This window comes from Pseudoalteromonas sp. TB51, assembly GCF_000498055.1.
Lineage (GTDB): Bacteria > Pseudomonadota > Gammaproteobacteria > Enterobacterales > Alteromonadaceae > Pseudoalteromonas > Pseudoalteromonas atlantica.
Genome location: NZ_AUTO01000216.1, coordinates 1 through 16961, shown reverse-complemented (window position 1 = coordinate 16961; position 16961 = coordinate 1). Strand labels below are relative to the sequence as shown.

12 protein-coding genes are annotated in these 16961 nt (G+C 38.9%); 8 read left to right on the top strand and 4 right to left on the bottom strand.

Annotation, left to right across the window (positions count from 1 at the left end; all coding sequences use genetic code 11):
* The first annotated feature begins 243 nt into the window (after positions 1 to 243).
* The 3 genes from L650_RS23785 (at position 244) to L650_RS0111855 (ending at position 4832) form a co-directional block, all read left to right on the top strand.
* Positions 244 to 1452 (top strand): RDD family protein, encoded by a 1209-nt coding sequence (locus tag L650_RS23785; RefSeq protein ID WP_085065482.1) that lies wholly within the window; start codon positions 244 to 246, stop codon positions 1450 to 1452.
* A gap of 575 nt (positions 1453 to 2027) precedes the next feature.
* Positions 2028 to 2831 carry a hypothetical protein gene (locus L650_RS0111870; protein ID WP_223230579.1) on the top strand — a complete coding sequence of 268 codons (804 nt, stop codon included), beginning with the start codon at positions 2028 to 2030 and terminating at the stop codon, positions 2829 to 2831.
* A gap of 693 nt (positions 2832 to 3524) precedes the next feature.
* Positions 3525 to 4832: a hypothetical protein gene (locus tag L650_RS0111855; protein WP_128081064.1), complete on the top strand. Its 1308-nt coding sequence runs from the start codon at positions 3525 to 3527 to the stop codon at positions 4830 to 4832.
* A gap of 267 nt (positions 4833 to 5099) precedes the next feature.
* Here the strand turns inward: L650_RS0111855 and L650_RS0111850 are convergent, their stop codons facing one another.
* From L650_RS0111850 to L650_RS0111840, 4 genes are read right to left on the bottom strand one after another with little or no spacing between them, the layout of a single operon-like run.
* Positions 5100 to 6662, bottom strand: a complete 1563-nt coding sequence (locus L650_RS0111850; RefSeq protein WP_029773253.1) for an N-acyl-D-amino-acid deacylase family protein — start codon at positions 6660 to 6662, stop codon at positions 5100 to 5102.
* Between the two features lie 6 nt (positions 6663 to 6668).
* The gene (locus L650_RS0111845; protein WP_029773252.1) at positions 6669 to 7835 is read right to left on the bottom strand and encodes a M14 family metallopeptidase; all 1167 of its coding nucleotides are present in this window, start codon (positions 7833 to 7835) and stop codon (positions 6669 to 6671) included.
* A gap of 59 nt (positions 7836 to 7894) precedes the next feature.
* Positions 7895 to 8797, bottom strand: a complete 903-nt coding sequence (locus L650_RS24560; protein ID WP_223230578.1) for a hypothetical protein — start codon at positions 8795 to 8797, stop codon at positions 7895 to 7897.
* Positions 8757 to 10736, bottom strand: a complete 1980-nt coding sequence (locus L650_RS0111840; protein WP_223230577.1) for a TonB-dependent receptor plug domain-containing protein — start codon at positions 10734 to 10736, stop codon at positions 8757 to 8759. The genes L650_RS24560 and L650_RS0111840 overlap by 41 nt, the downstream gene beginning before the upstream one ends.
* Before the next feature lie 256 nt (positions 10737 to 10992).
* Between L650_RS0111840 and gltS the strand changes: the two genes are divergently transcribed.
* The 5 genes from gltS to L650_RS0111810 form a co-directional block, all read left to right on the top strand.
* The gene (gltS, locus tag L650_RS0111830) at positions 10993 to 12033 is read left to right on the top strand and encodes a sodium/glutamate symporter (RefSeq protein ID WP_223230576.1); all 1041 of its coding nucleotides are present in this window, start codon (positions 10993 to 10995) and stop codon (positions 12031 to 12033) included.
* 149 nt (positions 12034 to 12182) lie between these two features.
* A complete protein-coding gene (locus L650_RS0111825) occupies positions 12183 to 13052 on the top strand; it encodes a LysR family transcriptional regulator (protein WP_029773251.1) in 870 nt (289 codons plus the stop codon).
* 106 nt (positions 13053 to 13158) lie between these two features.
* Complete coding sequence (gene dgcN, locus L650_RS0111820; RefSeq protein WP_029773250.1) at positions 13159 to 14172, top strand: N-acetyltransferase DgcN; 1014 nt, start codon at positions 13159 to 13161, stop codon at positions 14170 to 14172.
* Positions 14169 to 15185 (top strand): N-acetyl-D-Glu racemase DgcA, encoded by a 1017-nt coding sequence (gene dgcA / locus L650_RS0111815; protein WP_085065480.1) that lies wholly within the window; start codon positions 14169 to 14171, stop codon positions 15183 to 15185. The genes dgcN and dgcA overlap by 4 nt, the downstream gene beginning before the upstream one ends.
* A 73-nt stretch (positions 15186 to 15258) precedes the next feature.
* Positions 15259 to 16961 (top strand): CapA family protein (locus L650_RS0111810; protein WP_029773248.1); only part of this gene is annotated, 1703 nt, incomplete at its 3' end.

The window sequence follows — 16961 nt, the reverse complement described above, 5'->3', positions numbered from 1 at the left end:
AATAGGCAGTAGAAATATATACAATTTTAAGGCTAGTCGGTTGTAGTACTTATCAAATTGGATGATGAGTTAACATGGAAGTAAAGCATAGTCATTTCCCAATATCCCTATCCAAGATGTACCCATATGATCGCGATTTAGAAAAAATTGGCCGATGCTTTGTTAATCAACGAGCCATGGTTCACTCAGGCATTAATCAAATAGAATTCGATTACAAACTAAATATTATAGGGATATAAAAACATGATGAAATGTGATGTTATCTACAAAGGGATCAGTCATAAAAATAATATCGCTAGCCTTGCAAGCATTCTTAAGCGCTGTTTTCCTGGCGCATCTAAAGCTGATCTAATCGACTATTTAAAGCAAGATGAACTCCTTCTATTTACTGATCTAGACGAAGAAAAAGCCAATAAAATTGAGCTCGCTATTATCAAGTTTGGGGGTAAAGTTGAGCTTCAATTTAAACATAATAATGACGATCTTTTTGATCTTGAAAAAATTGAAGAAGTAGATGACTTAGCTACAGAAGAAATTGAAACCGTTGCTGTGGTTGAAGACATCTCGACAATAGGGGCAGCTCCAGCCTCCGCTGCTGATCAAGAAGCCACCCAGGAAAATGATACCGCCAACGTAGACACCTTGCTAATAGCTAAACCATGGAAACGCATTGCAGCCGTGTGTATTGATCAGCTGATCACCATGCTATTTACGTTCGTCATTACGTATTTAATAATGACCTTATTCTCACCCTCAATTGAAAGCCTAAAATACCTTGGATTCATATTCAGCCTTATTTATTTCACGCTAATGACAAGTAGTGTATCGGGCGGACAAACAGTTGGTGCAAGGTTGTTAAAAATAAAAGTCGTAGATGAGCACTCAGCCCCACCAAGCTTACTTAACGCCTTCATCAGATCCGTTTCCTTCTTAGTAGGCTTAGCTTTTTTCTTCATATCAGCGATAAGCATCTTCTTCAACTCTAAGCGTCGAGGGTTTCATGATCTAGTGTCAGGTGCGTATGTCGTCGAAGAGCAAACGCCTAGCTTTATTAACTCGAACGCTTTTACACAAAAAGCACAAAAAGTAGCCTTTGAGCAACTAAAAAGAGCACAAACAATCGGCATGGTAAAATTACAAGAGTCAGTAGTACAAATAAATTCATCCATACCCTATTTGGAGAACGCAGGATACATTATCGAAGACCTTGAAATGGAAGTCGGTGTATCACCAAAAGTGAATGTAATTATTAAAATGAACAGTGAAACGACGCTATCAATGGAAGAACTAGAAGAAAAAGTTAAAGAAAAACCTGTCGTGGCAATGTTAGTTCGCGCGATAAAAATGAGCGCTGACTTGCAAAGAAAAGTTAACATTAGAAGCATGAAAAGCGTAGGTATGGAAATTAGTCTCGCCGTCACACCGTCGGTAAAACTCTTATTTACTAGGTAGCGCGATGACTAATCTTTAAATGCTCGTTTTTTAAAGGTGATATCATCCTTATACAAATCTAGAAGAGTCAGTGAATGAGCTTGTATTACATAGCACTGCATTAAAAGGTATTGCCACAGTTAAAAAGCATTACCCAAAAATCGAGCGACATTAAGGCAGCGTGCTATGTCCTTTCGGGCACCAAAGATCTGGCTGACTTCAACATAAAGCTACTTTTCTCTGATGTGTGTAAGAAAAGAAATGATGAAGGGCTTGAAGAGTATTATTCACTTGGGACAACGGCAACAACCCGCTATTCATAAAATAACCACAAAGTATTGGCCTACGCCGAGTTTTAATTCTTTCTGTGCAAGAATGTGGTGCTTTAAAAGATACATATACTGATGAGACTATGACTGCCGAAGAAGTATGGCGAATACATGAAACTTGGTAACTTAACTCATAATTCAGCAGTCTAGTTTTAAGAATATATTTAAATACATTCACTTTTGAAAAACACATAAAAGCGGTATACAACCATGAAATCAATTAAAAACTCTTTTTTGGCATTATCGGTACTTTCTCTTACGGCATGTATGTCTACCCAGCCTCCAGTTATTACACAAGAGTCAATCGAGGTTTATCAATTTGATGATAACGCGAGCTTTGCGTTAAATGTAGCTCAAATGACACGTAAAACAGCGGGGTTATCAGATGTAGAGCTACCAGAAGATGCACAATTCAAAGCTAATAGTGGCTTAGTAGGCGCTGAATACGCTATGTCTTTTTTAACTGGTGGCTTAGTTGATTTAGCGGGTAGTATGGGTGCTCAATCACAGGCCGATAGAGCCTTTAACTGGAAGCCTATGCTTGTGTTTTTAGGTGATGTAAATGAGAAAACCGTTGATGCTGATGCTTTAAAAATTGTCGAAAAAGGACTAACTGAAACCTTCAATAATATAGAGGGGACTCAGTACGTTGGTATAGCCAGAAGTAGAAGCTCACATCTTACGAATAATTTCATGTATTTTTACAAAGGTGGGGAATTGTGCCACTCAGAAAGAGTGCATGCCAACTATACGTCGCCTGAACCACACCCTTTATTTATAGATTACGACCCTGAGTTATTTAACGGTTCGTGCTCATCTGCTGTAAAGATAGAGGTTACAGGTAAAGTCAATTATAAAGGTGAAGATAAAGAGGTTGTAACCATGACAATTCTAAATGGTTATGAGGGATATGATAGTATTGCAGTTAAGACCGCCGGCTTTGCCGTTGTACCAAAGTCTTATGGTGTATGGGGAAGCGGTATTAAATATACTGTTCCAGCACCATATGTAATTCATGACAACACTATGTATTTATTTACTAAAGAAAATTCGTCTTTTAAATTAAAATAATTATTCTAAATTGATTATTAATTCCATTTTTGTTGCCAGCCCATTTAAGGCTGGCAATTTTACATATTAATGAATATCAGAGACCTTCCTCGCTTCCAAACGGATCCGATAGTTCCCGCTATTAGAAGAAAGCACTCCCCTCCCAGACAGCCCTTATACAGTAAGACTTTCCGCCATATTTAACTCTACATATGAGACATAAAAACGTCTGAAAATGGCTCTTTGAGACACTTCCACCTCGCAAAAGTCTGAGATAAAAATGTGTAAAAATACACTTTTGACTTACTCAAGCTTCTCGTAAATGGAAGTATTTTGCATGTAGCTTGATATTCCATTACGCGTTATAGCCTTCACAGGTTGAAATACAGGCCAATGCAGCACCCACAATATTTATGACTTTTACTAAGAAAAAATACACTTTATCTATTGATGAGGTAGTCAAATATTATTAGAATGTATTTTAAATCTAATAACTTGTACTTTTATTGCACAAACTACAGGGCACAGGAAGTGCAAGTTTTTTATTACTACAAAGGACGAAGTATGTTTAAAAAAGTAATGACCGCTGCAGTGTTGGCTTCTTCATTAACAGCGTGTAAATCAACCCCGCCTCCTGCCGAGATCCAGCTCACAAATAACCTCTACATTTAATCTGCTTTTAAGAATAAGTTAAGAACATGGAGTGTCATTAAATTGAAAAAAAAACTTTTAGCTAGCGTAATCTCGCTCATTACACTTGCTGGTTGCAGCTCTACCCCTGCCATAAACAAAAAAGCTTCAATGGAAATTCAATCTAAAATAAACCAAATAGAATTGAATGCTACTTTGATAAGACAACAAGATAATTTTGTTATTGCTCCACAATTATCAATAGAAAAAGTTAATAATAAAGGCATGTTTGATAATACTCAGTGGCAATTTGACGGGAAAACTCTGTTTCCTACATTTAAATCTGAGCGATTCGAATGTAACCTTTCTAAAAATGAGTGTGAGCGATATACCAACGTAAACTCCCCATTTCTAAAAATAAACTCAACAAAAAGTGATTACGGTGACACCTATCAGGAGCGTGTTGCAGATGGTAAAAAGCCTGGTATCTCTGCCACTGATGTAGCAAAAGGAGGCGTTTATCTTCTAAGTGTTCCTGGAGCGATCTTAGTGGGGACACCATTTGCTCTACTAGTAGGTACAAAAAACTTAGTGAGCCACGGTTCTGTATGGAGTAATAATTGGATCGAGTTCAATCACGATTCATTCTATGAAGAAACAGTAAAAGCGATCCAAGCACAATTTGGTTCAATGGAAAATTACATTCACTACATGGCCTCCGCAAGCATCTCTTATGGGGAACTATCACAGAGAAATAAACGCCTTTTTAGGAAGTGGAACCGACTCAAAGCAAAAAAGACAACTGTGTTGAATCGTTACCAGAAAATGAAATTAGCGAGTATTGATGCGTATAAAATTGAAATGTCAGCGTTTGATGATCTTGATACATTGAAGGTAAAGCTTGAGGCAGAAATGCAAGATTATTATTCAAATTCAACTACTGCCTTGTTAACAGAGTTTAACGAAAAATTAAGTAAGTCAAAAAAACTATATATTAAGAATCAAGTAACTGAATACCACGCTATAACTGACTTATCTTCTGCTAGACATTTCATCAAAGAGTACGAAGGACTAGATGAAGCGAATTTAGTAGGTAAAGTACAGAAGTTTGTGAAAAAAACCAAATTACGTAACCAAAAAGAAAGCAGAGAAAAACGTCGGTTGGAGCTAGCAAAGCTAGCAAGCTGGCGAAAAATATTAAAAATTGGTGATGAGACTTTTTGTGGGAGAGTTATCGAAGCAAAATATCCAATGTTTAAAATTGCTCTTCATCATCCTTTACAAGGCTATTCTGATACTATTTGGTTAGAAAAAGATATGATATTTGAGAGCAAGAGTGGGTGTAAAAACAGAAACAACCAGCTTACCCCTATTTACAACCCGTTGAAATAATAAAAAACACCTACGAGCTTAATACGGGGTTTATTTGGTTAGTAAAGCACTATTTAAAATATCACTTTATTTTTAGGATCCGGGCAGTAATTCAAGGCCACTCCGTGGCTTTGAATTTTCGCTACACAAAAAATATTCAATCATATGTATTAGTTCAGACTTGTAAGCCAATACTATCGAGCCGCCTATATAAACTTTTTAATTCAGCTCGGTATTCTTTAAACAACTAAAACAACAATGGCGCTGCTTTAGTTGTTTGCACTAGCATTACCGCGCGATAAATCCACCTTGTAACTCATTTAGATATTTATATTTATCAATTACTAAGTGGCCATTTACCAACGTATACTTTACGCCAGTGGAGAACTTATTCCATTGACTAAAATCAGCATTCGCTTGAAAATTATTTGCATCCCAAATAATAATGTCAGCCGCGTAGCCTTCTCTAAGTACACCTCTATCTTTGATCCCTAAATAAGCCGCGGTTTTACGTGAGCTTTGCGTTATAAACTCAGATGTTGTTAACAACTGCTTATTTACAACGTACTCTTGGTATTTTTGAGGGAAACTGGCGTATTTCCGCGGATGGCCATTAGTGCCATCTGACGACGTCACAACCCAAGGTTGTTGCATAAATGCATTAACATCTTGTTGTGACATATTAAATGAAGCAACCCTTACATCGCCTTTTTTTACTAACTCTATAGCAGTATCAACCACACTTTGCTTGCTAGCTTGTGCAACTTCTTTTAAGGTTTTCCCCACTAAATTAGCATCCTGAAATGCGGTGATTAATAAAGAGTCTGGCCCCCCTCGACGCCTAATGTTTTCAGTTATTTCAGCGTGTAAGCGATCTGCTAACATAGCATCGTTTAACCGGCCAATAAATGCCTCTCTGGAATCAGCCATTACCCACTTTGGCATAATAGCACTATGCAGCTTAGTGCCTGATGCCAGCCATGGATATTGATCTGCAGAGATACTTACACCCTTTTGCTGAGCCTGTTTAATTAACTCTATAGCTTGTTCGCTTTGCCCCCACACATCGACGCCTAGCGCTTTAATATGCGCTAAATGTAAATGTACCTGTGCTTGTTCAGCAATTTCAATCGACTCTTTAATTCCATTTAAAAAACCAATGTTAAAGGTACTTTCATCACGCATATGAGTATCATATATACCTTGATACTCAGCAACTACCTTAGCCAGTGAAACAATTTCCTCAGTATTTGCATAACTTCCTGGTACGTAATATAGCCCCGACGATAATCCTAGCGCTCCCTCCTGCATGCCCTTAGCAACCAATTTTTGCATCTCATCTAATTGTTCAGCACTGGCATGTTGTTGTGCTCGGCCCATAACTTGCTCACGTACACTGCCGTGGCCTATTAATAACGCAACATTAGTACCTATTTTGTTTTTTTGTAACTTACTAGCTGTACCCGCAATATCTACTGGTCCCTCGCCGTCATTACCATTTACAACCGTTGTAACACCTTGAGTTAAATAGTTCAGGTTATTATTCTTATCATTACTTAACAGCTCTTCAAGCGTGTGTGTATGCGGATCTATAAACCCAGGACTAACAATCATATTTGTAGCATCAATTGTTTGTTCAGCGATAACGTTACTTTCGCCTTGTAAAAACACGCCACAAATTTTAGATCCACAAACAGCAATATCTAACGCCTCAGCATGGGGTTGCTCTGCGGTATAAACCTGACCATTAATAATTAAATAATCAGCTTCAAGCTGTTTTTTTGAACAACCGCTTAATATCACTAAACCGACCAACGCTAATAACTTTTTAGTTTTAAATACATCTTTCATAATTCGCTACTCTTTGTCATGCTCGGTATCACTCAAAATTGTTTGCATTAAAGTCTCACTTGCTTTTAATGCCACTTTAGTAATCTTATCGCGATTGGTCTCATCCCCCATTTCATAGGTAACGGCGTGGACTGCATAATTATCGGCAAAATATTGCTTAGACACGCCGTTATTAGGCTTGTTGCCTGGTTTTTGAACTACCGTAAAGTCAGCTGTGGCAGCATCTAAATTTGCCAACCAATGTTTTACAAAGTATTTGTCTGCAACACCATAATCGACCGGCATAGTATAAAAAACATCATGTTTGGTGGAATGAAAGTCCAACGCAAATTTAACTTTATGCCCTTTTTTAGCCAACTCCTGCAGATAGTTATGTACCAGCTTAGTTTCAGGTTGCGCTAATGTGATCCAATCACGATTTAAATCAAAGCCGTTTGCGTTATGTCGCCAGTTACCTAGTGCCACACCATCGGGGTTTAGATTAGGAATAACTAACAAGTTATACTTATCGCGAAAACGCTGCGCAAGTTCAGTCCCAGACAGTAAGTTCTCTACAAACGGAAACAACGCCAGCGCCCCCGTTACCTCAGGTGGGTGTAAACGTCCTAAAACAACCACCCACTCTTTATTTTCATCGCCAGTTTGGATTTTATAGATTGGTCTGTTTTGCGAAGAGTAGCCTAAAATATCCACTTTTGTTTTGTATAATAAAGACAGTTTATTAGCCCAGTTTACATAGTAATCATTATCAATAATTTCTTGCGCTGCAATGTAAATAGGTGTAGTTGAAACCGGTATAGAAAAGCTAAGCCTTTCTTCTTGCTGATAATCAGTAAGCGTATGCCAAGTATGTTTGTCATAACTAAACTTAGGTAAGTAGCGATTAGCTCTGTCACCACTGACAGCAATCGTCACTTTAATTGTTTTTTCCACCTGTGATTGAGCTTTAAATGCATACCAAGGGCTGTTATTAATCGGTTCATTTTCAGGCTTTAAAGTTATCAAAAAGTGATTATTCTCAATCTGTACACATTCATCCATTCTTCCGGTTGTAAAACTGCTAGTTAAAGACACGTTGTCGCTAATACAGCCGTTTGCTTTATCGTCAGGAGCCTCCCTGGTTTGACTACAAGAGATAATAAAGAACAATGATGCATAAAAAAAATAGCGCATATAAACTCCTAAAAATACGTTGTGCATGCAACACAACGTATTTAATTTTTTGCCATTAATTAAAAGTTAGATGAAAAATTCAGATAGAAATAGCGACCTCTGTTTGAATGCAGAGAGCCAAAATAACCATGTGCTAACTCATCAGCTAGTGGCGGTTCTTTATCGCCTACATTTCTGACGCCTAAGCGCATTTTAGTCCCTGATAATATGTCACCATCAGTAAAACGATAGTCTGTGTACATATCTACTTGGGTAAAGCTATCTACTGGTAATGTTATTACTTCATCGTTAACGGTCGCTGTAGTGCTAGTATCGGTCACCTTACTGACATAATTTGCACTAACCCCCGCGCCCCAACTATTTAAACGCCAATCAATGGAGCTACGAACACGCCATTCCGGTCGGCCATTTTGCTTAATTAAATCACCCGTACCTTGAATTGTTCTATCACTAGGTACTGCAGCATTACCCTCATTTTGAGCGGCAATTAACTGTGCTGAAATCGGGTCAACCGCCTGCTCAAATTTACTGAGTTTTGCAGCATTAACAGTAAATTGCCAATCACCTAAATTAGTATCCACATCATAAACAAGGCCAATATCAAGCCCTTCAATATTTCTAACACCTAGATTTAAGTATTCATTATTAATTTGCACAACTTCATTACTATTAGCATCACGTATAACAGCCTTATTAGACGACCCCTCACTGCGTAATAATGAGTCATACAAAAGGTGCGATGCAGCAGGTAAAATACCTACTAAATCTTTTTGCTCAATTCTCCACGCATCCACAGTAAAGGTTAAGTTTTCAAGGGGTTGAAATATAAACCCAATCGACGTGTTCTGATCATCCTCAGGTGAGAGATCATCTGAGCCACTTCGCACATCAACTATACTGTAGCTTTTATCTAGCACCGGATCATAAAGGGTATTTGAGCGTGGCACTCCCTCGGCAGACACTTGCGGCAAACCAGGCGCTCTGAAGCCACCGGCATAGGATGCCCTCACACNCACTAACCCAATCGGCAGGCTCCCAAAACAACGCAATCTTTGGTTTAAATGCACTACCAACATCAGAAAAGTGTTCATACCTACCAGCTAGCTGTAATTCCACATACTGAGAACCTGAATCAATAAGTGGGGCGATAAACTCCACATAGGCAGAAGCAACATTTCGCGAAGCGTTTGAATCTGGCGTTGGGCTACTACCAAGTACATCACTTCCAGAGAGTAGCTCGCCAGTTATTTGATCAATAAAAGGCTGACTGCCATCAAGCAAAGGATCTCGGTTATCCTCAAACGTTTCGCGTCTATACTCAACACCCATGGCCACACCAATATCACCAGCCGGTAAGCTAAAAAGTGCGCCATTGCTAACTTTAAAATCAAATGAGGCTAAGCTCGTCTTAGAATCTCGACTGACTTTAACCATAAATGGGGCAATAACTGTTTGTGGATTCAGGCTAGAATCACCACTATTAGGGTTATTAATATCACCACCGGTGAATATATCGTATGCCAAAGACGGATCGGTACTGTTTATAGCTTGTTGAAATTTACTTGCCTGAATACGGTTAGCAACGTCATTAGTTTCTGCCTCGGTATAAAAAACAGCGCTCTCCCAATCCCAGTCTTTATAAACACCTTTTAACCCTATCAAACCTCGATAGCTCAAATCATCAACTTCAATATTGCGCGGTCCGGTGTCTACGGCCCTATAGTTTCTTAGCAAAACACTTTCATTAAATGGATTAAAAGCGGCATCTGCACTAATAGTAAAACGTTGCGCGGTTAAATTATGAGTCTGTTCACGGGTACGGTTAGCCTGAGCGCTATAATAAGTCAGTTCTGAAAACAGTGATAAATCGCGATTAATTTCATGAGTAAAATAACTATAAAAATTTACTCGCTCTACATCTGATACCAAAGAGCGAGTCGTGCCTCTATCAAAACGTAAGTCTCTTGATAGGCTACCACTTGCAGCGCACACCCCACCGTCAAGGGCTACCACACAATTGTCATCATTTGGCTGAAGATGAAAACGCCCTAAACTGTCTGATTGAAACTCACCCCAAGGAGTTGATGTTGAACGATTGTCTAATTGGGTATCACCAATAAACTCATCGGGCAAAGTTGAATAATTACGTAAGTCATGGCTTTTTGCATAATCACGCTCAGATGCCATCATGCCGTCTCGGTTATAGTAATTAAACGAGGCTGTTAAGTGTGAGCGCCCATCATTAAGATCAAAGCCTGTTAAAAAGCTTAGTGATGTTTCTTTAAGTTCAGTACCTTCAGAAAAACCATGAGACAGCTTTACCTGGTTACCTTCGTAATCATCTTTTAACTGGTAATTGACAACCCCAGCAACAGCGTCGGAACCATAAATAGCAGCGGCTCCATCACGTAAAACCTGTAATGATCTCAATCCAGAAACAGGCAAAGTGTTAGAATTAACAGTTGAGACCGGAACAAAGTTTTCAGACTGAGTACCAGGGTGGTTAACTAAGCGACGACCATTAAGTAATGTTAAGGTATTACCTGAGCCTACACCGCGTAAGTTAATAGAAGCAACATCACCCCGGGCATCATTGACCCCTCCATTACCCGTGGCTGCACCAAAATTAACAGCCCCAATTTGCGGGATAGAACGCAACAATTCATCGCCGGTCATCGCAGCTGTATTTTCAATATCTTTTTCAGTTAAAGCCGTAACCGGTAATGCACCAATATCTGTGGCTCGTTTAATATTAGAACCAACAACGCTAATTCGTTCTAGATCTTTTTGTAGCTCATCTGTCTGAGCGACTGCAGAGCTAGTGAATAAATACTGCCCGCCCAATGCAGCAAGAATACACAAATTAATATGCTTAACCTTACAACGTTTATTTTTATACATAACTATCCCCATTGATGATGTTATTGTGCCAACAGATAAATATTTTACTGTTTTGCAACATTGCCTAACAAACTATCAATTATAAAGTAGCTAATTATTAATAGGGTATAACCATAAGTTATACCTTCAGATATCCCCCCCCAATAAATAATCCATAAAACCTAAGGTTATAGCTCACTAAAATTTTTGAACTGCTGATAATGCATAATTCTCTTTAATATCTTTAGCCAACAAAAAATTACAAAGGTCTACCATCATGAAAATTGAGTTCACATTGCATGAAACCTTAATCATCACACTCGGCATTCTGTTGTTAGGCTATATTTTGAACAGCCGTGTTATGTTTTTAAAAAACAATAATATTCCAGAGCCTGTCGTTGGAGGATTAGTTTTTTCAATCATTAGTGCGATTGCATATAGTAACTTCAATGTCTCTTTTAATTTTGATATGACGTTAAAAAGCCCGTTAATGATCTTATTTTTTACCACTGTTGGCCTTGGTGCCAGCCTAAAACTTCTAAAACTCGGAGGGCCTAAAGTCATTTTATTTTTAGCCCTTGCAACCGGCTATTTATTTATTCAAAACATTGTTGGAATAGGTGTAGCACATGTTGCAGGTGTTGATTATTTGTACGGTCTGATTGGGGGCTCTGTGACCCTCTCTGGAGGACATGGCAACGCGGCCACCTATGCGGATTTGTTTATTAATCACTATAATGCCGACGAAAGCATATTTGAGCTTGCTATGGCCGCGGCAACGTTGGGCCTCATACTCGGTGGTATCATAGGCGGTCCAGTTACTAAGCGACTGGTGTTAAAACATAACTTAAAAGCCAGTAGTAGCCACACACTAAAAACCGCCCTTCACTTTAACCCCAGCGAAAAAGACACTGTCACACCAAAAAAAATGATAGAGACCTTACTCATTATTCTTACCTGTATGTTTATAGGGCAACAACTCCACACAATACTGAGCAAAGCTGGTGTTATTCTACCGGCATTTTTAATCCCGCTACTCATTGGTGTAGGACTAACCAACGTAAGCGAGCTACTCCCTAAAATAAAATTAAGTCGCACTTGTATTGACTTATGGGGCACCATGGCTCTCTCTATTTTTTTAACAATGGCACTCATGTCGTTACGCGTATGGGAATTACTGAATCTCGCAGCGCCGCTAATAATTATGATTTTAATGCAATGTATTGTCTTAATATTATTCACTTATTTTATTACTTATCGCGTAATGGGCAGTAATTATGATTCAGCGATCATGGCGGGGGGNCCCCCACCGCTGTAGCTAACATGGAAATATCCGTAGCGCGTTACGGCCCTTCTCCCCAAGCGTTTTTAACTGTGCCTTTAGTCGGTGCTTTTTTCATTGATATTACTAATGCTTTAGTTATACAGTTGTTTTTAACTTTTTATTAAGCTTCAAAGACTAAAGTAATGCGATTACGGCATATAGAGATATTTCACGCAATCTACACCACAGGCTCAATCACTAATGCGGCAAAAATTCTGCATGTATCACAACCCTCTGTTAGCAAAGTGTTGTCGCATGCAGAAATGCAACTTGGTTTTAAATTATTCGAACGAGTTAAAGGTCGTTTAGTTCCTACGGAAGAAGCCGAGATGATGTTTGGTGAGGTTGACAAAATATACCAACAACTGCACTCTATAAAAAATACAGCGAAGAATATTAAAAAATCAGAATTTGGCAGCCTGCGTTTAGCCGTCACACCTGCGTTAGGATTTGATGCTATTCCGCGAGTACTTGCCAATTATATTAAAGATTACCCCAATATTAATATTGATATACAAACTATCCATAATGATGCGGTAATGCAGTCTTTATTAGAGCATAAATGTGATCTTGCTATTGTGCTCTCTCCACCCACCTTACCAGGGCTAACCATTACCCCATTAACTCAATCTGAGTTAGTTATTGTATACCCCAAGAGCTTATTTCCAGAGCAGCCGAACACACTATCTCTAGCTGATATAGCTGATTTAGACACCATTGACATACGTGATAGTGGCCCATTAGCAGAAAAATTGTGGGTTAAAGTTATGCAAGATGACGTTAATTTAACTTCATCTATAAAAGTGCAGACCTACTTTATTGCTGTCAGGCTGGTCAGTTACGGCATGGGAATATGCATAGTAGATAAACATACTGCAATGGGTAACCTTAATGACAACATTGCATTTGCATCATTTGAAGAGCCTATTTATTTTGATATCAGTGCGGTACATTTAGAAAACCAAACAAAGACCAAAGTAATGGACGAGTTTATTCCCTATCTTACCCTATAAATGCGATTATAACCTTAGGTTATAATCATCAGAAAACAACGTACTTTTCAAATTTCTGCCAACCTATAAGCTCAATATTAATCTTTATTAATTATTGGACAAACGCATGAATATTTCTTTTCCTTACTTACTTTTTTTAGGTGATAGCACAGATGTATTAAGCATAAAAATGGCCAAAGGGCCTGCCGATTGGTCCCCTGAAAAGTGTATTGCAGAGTATCGTGTCGAAGGTTGCACGGTGTCAACTGGGCTACCACAAATGAATATTGCCCAAGCGGTAGAAAACGGCGCAAAATCATTTGTATTAGGTATGGCAAACAGTGGTGGCATTTTAGACCCTAAATGGGTTCCTTACATTATTGAGGCATTAAAAAACGGCTTAGATATTGTTAGCGGATTACATCAAAAATTAGCTGATAATGCAGATATAGCCGCTACAGCAAAGCAATATAATCGACAACTATTTGATATTCGCCATCCCACTCAAAAGCTAACCACAGGCACAGGTATTAAACGTACGGGCAAGCGCATACTGACCGTTGGCACTGATTGCTCAGTGGGTAAAATGTACGCGTCGTTAAGCTTAACAAAAGAAATGCAACAACGAGGGCTCAATGTAGACTTTAGGGCCACAGGTCAAACTGGGATTTTAATCAAAGGCGAAGGTATTGCTATTGACTGTGTAGTTGCCGACTTTATTTCTGGCGCCACTGAATCCTTATCACCGAATAATCAACATGACCACTGGGATATAATAGAGGGTCAGGGCTCGTTATCACATCCAGCTTTTGCTGGCGTAAGCTTGGGCTTATTACATGGCAGCCAACCTGATGGGCTAATTATTTGTCATGCACTCAATCGTACCCATATGCGTGGCATTGAGCAAAGCGCATTTCCGAGTATCAGTGAAACCATAGCTTTAAATTTAACAGCAGCTAAACTCACTAACCCAGAGGCCAAAGTTCTTGGCATTGCTATCAACACCTCATCGGTATCAGAAGACGAAGCCAAAAAGCTTTGTGAAGAGTTAAGTGAAGAATTTGCGGTGCCTTGTATTGACCCAATTCGCCATACAAGTAAAGCCATTGTCGATAACATGAATGAGTTGCAACTATTATGAAAGCATTAATACAAGCCGACCAAATCACCTTTACGTTAACAAATAGGTTATTTCCTTTAAAGAAAGTTTTTCGTATAGCCCATGGCGCACGCACCGAAGCAAGTGTACTTGAACTCTCTATCTACGATGGCGTGCACTCAGGCTGGGCTGAAGTTGTACCGTACATTCGATATGGAGAATCGATTAGCAGTGTCTCTGAGCAAATAAAACAGTTTTTTTCTCAAAATCGGTATGCATCCGATTTAGAGCAACAAATTAGCCTATTACCCGCGGGCTCAGCACGTAATGCATTAGATTGCGCATTATGGGATTTAAAGGCTAAGCAAACACGCAAGAACGTTGCTGAGTTACTTAAGTTACCCAGCTCTGAGCCTTTTATAACAGCGCAAACCTTAAGTATCGATAGCGCTGGCGCTATGGCCAACGCAATAAAAAAAATAACACCGGCCCCACTCATAAAAATTAAACTCGACAACGAAGGAATTATTGAAAAGATCCGTTCAATTCACCAAGCATCACCTAATAGCCAGTTTATAGTAGATGCAAATGAAAGCTGGAGTCTCGACGATTTAGCACAGTGTGTGGATGATTTAAAAGCAATGAATGTAATTTTAATTGAACAGCCCTTACCGGCTGGTAAGGATCACGATTTAATTACCTTTAACTCCCCCATTCCCTTATGTGCAGATGAGTCTTGCCATACATCGGCGGATCTAACTTATTTAAAAAATCGTTATGACGTGGTGAATATTAAACTTGATAAAACCGGCGGCCTAACTGAAGCACTCAATTTAGCACAACAAGCAGAGAAACATGGATTTGAAATAATGCTAGGTTGCATGGTAGGTAGCTCTTTAGCCATGGCACCTATCGCCTTATTGGCTCCTCTAGCAAAATATGTAGACTTAGATGGCCCACTATTAATTAGTCAAGACAGAGAAAATGGGCTGCTGTTTGATCAAGGCTATATGAGTATTCCAGCACACTTTTTGTGGGGCAATGGTGGCAAATAATAGTAACAAAACAACACTCGTCATTATAAGAAATAATACGAGTGTTTTTTACTTTAAAGCTTAAGGCAATAAAATGAAAAATATCCTGTTCGCTATATTAATTTACCTCACTAACTTCTCTTATGCTTACGCGTTATCTATAACAAGTAAAGTAACAGACGAAGCTAACATTCCCCTTACTGGCGTCAGTATTACCAGCGCAACAGAATATGTAACGACCACAAACAATGGCACTTTTACACTTAAATTAAAAACTCAGGATATCTACCAACTTACAATTGAGAAAAAAGGTTTTTATAAAAGTATCCACACTTTTTCATATTCTGAAATTAATGACTCTCAAGGCCAATTAATCCCCATTGTACTAGTAAAAAAACAACAAGATCGTGTAATGCTCGCTTTTGCGGGAGATACTATGATGACTAGGCGCTATTACCAGCCTTATTTTAATCACCCGACTTTACTCCACACCGAAAGCTTACTTGCAGACAGTAAAAATATTGTCAGAGCAATGAAGCCGTACTTAGAAATTGCAGACTTCACATCTGTAAATTTAGAGACCACTATCGCTGAGCAAGTTATGGACTCAAGGGCCGACAAATCAATCAATTTTGTATCTCACCCAAAGACGCTTAGTGCCTTAAAATGGGCCGGTGTTGACTATGTAACCTTAGGCAATAACCATATCTATGACTTTCAGCAACAAGGGCTGGAACAAACGTTTAAATATTTAGACTCATCAGACATTGCATATTCAGGGGCAGGGTTAAATAGCAAAGACGCTATTCAACCACATATTGAGCGCATAAATAATCAGCTATTCGCATTTTCAGGGTTTGTTGGTTGGCCGGGTACATCAAAGTCAACAGAAGTCGCTACGCACAGTCAAGGTGGAGCTACACTAGGCAATTTAAATAACTTGCTTGAATCACTTAACCTTGCAACAAAAAATCAAGCAAGCGCCATAATTCAGTATCATGGCAGTCAAGAATACACAGATGAACCAACCCTAGTGACAGAGCAAAGATTAAAACACGCACTTGACTCAGGGGCTGCATTAGCAATTGCTCATCATCCACACGTACCACAGGGGATCGAGCTTTATAACGATAAGCTACTTGCCTATTCACTGGGTAATTTGATCTTTGATCAAAACTTTTCAGCAACACAGCATAGCTTTATTTTATACGTATGGATGGATAACGGGCAATTTCATCGCGCGGAATTGGTACCTATTTACTTAAAAGGCTACAAACCAACCCCTGCGGTAGGCGAACACAAACACCAAACACTGCAACGTATAAGTGCATTATCTAAACGACGTAATACACTATTAACCGCTTCAGGGGCGCATGCCGTTTTAAGTAAAAACCTACAAAGCAAGGTAACTAGCACCAAGTATCATTCACTCAGTAAATTAGAAACAACAATAATAAATACCAAAAAACTGGGTTGGCAAGCCTGCCCAATGGCAGTACATGTTAACAATACCCTTGTCCCCTACCGATTAGGCACTAATTTAATTAATGGCAGTGATTTTGAAAACTTTGCCACGTTCGAAACCGAAGAACGCCAATGGCTGATTGAAAATACAGAACACGCTGAAATTGTTAGTAATGATTACAACCAAGCAATGTCATTAACAACCAAAATACAGCAAAAGTTATGGTTTGGTATGCAAAATTTTAGACGCGTTTATGAGCCCGACACCCCAGTATCACTCTCATTTAAGATCAAAAATAACAGCAAACTAAAAATTGCAGTCTACTGGCAGGG

What these genes read in the sequence shown, in the direction of transcription:
- L650_RS23785 (WP_085065482.1), top strand. Translation starts at nt 244, where the DNA reads ATGATGAAATGTGATGTTATCTACAAAGGGATCAGTCATAAAAATAAT.
- L650_RS0111870 (WP_223230579.1), top strand. Translation starts at nt 2,028, where the DNA reads ATGTCTACCCAGCCTCCAGTTATTACACAAGAGTCAATCGAGGTTTAT.
- L650_RS0111850 (WP_029773253.1), bottom strand. Translation starts at nt 6,662, where the DNA reads ATGAAAGATGTATTTAAAACTAAAAAGTTATTAGCGTTGGTCGGTTTA.
- L650_RS0111845 (WP_029773252.1), bottom strand. Translation starts at nt 7,835, where the DNA reads ATGCGCTATTTTTTTTATGCATCATTGTTCTTTATTATCTCTTGTAGT.
- L650_RS0111825 (WP_029773251.1), top strand. Translation starts at nt 12,183, where the DNA reads ATGCGATTACGGCATATAGAGATATTTCACGCAATCTACACCACAGGC.
- dgcN (WP_029773250.1), top strand. Translation starts at nt 13,159, where the DNA reads ATGAATATTTCTTTTCCTTACTTACTTTTTTTAGGTGATAGCACAGAT.
- dgcA (WP_085065480.1), top strand. Translation starts at nt 14,169, where the DNA reads ATGAAAGCATTAATACAAGCCGACCAAATCACCTTTACGTTAACAAAT.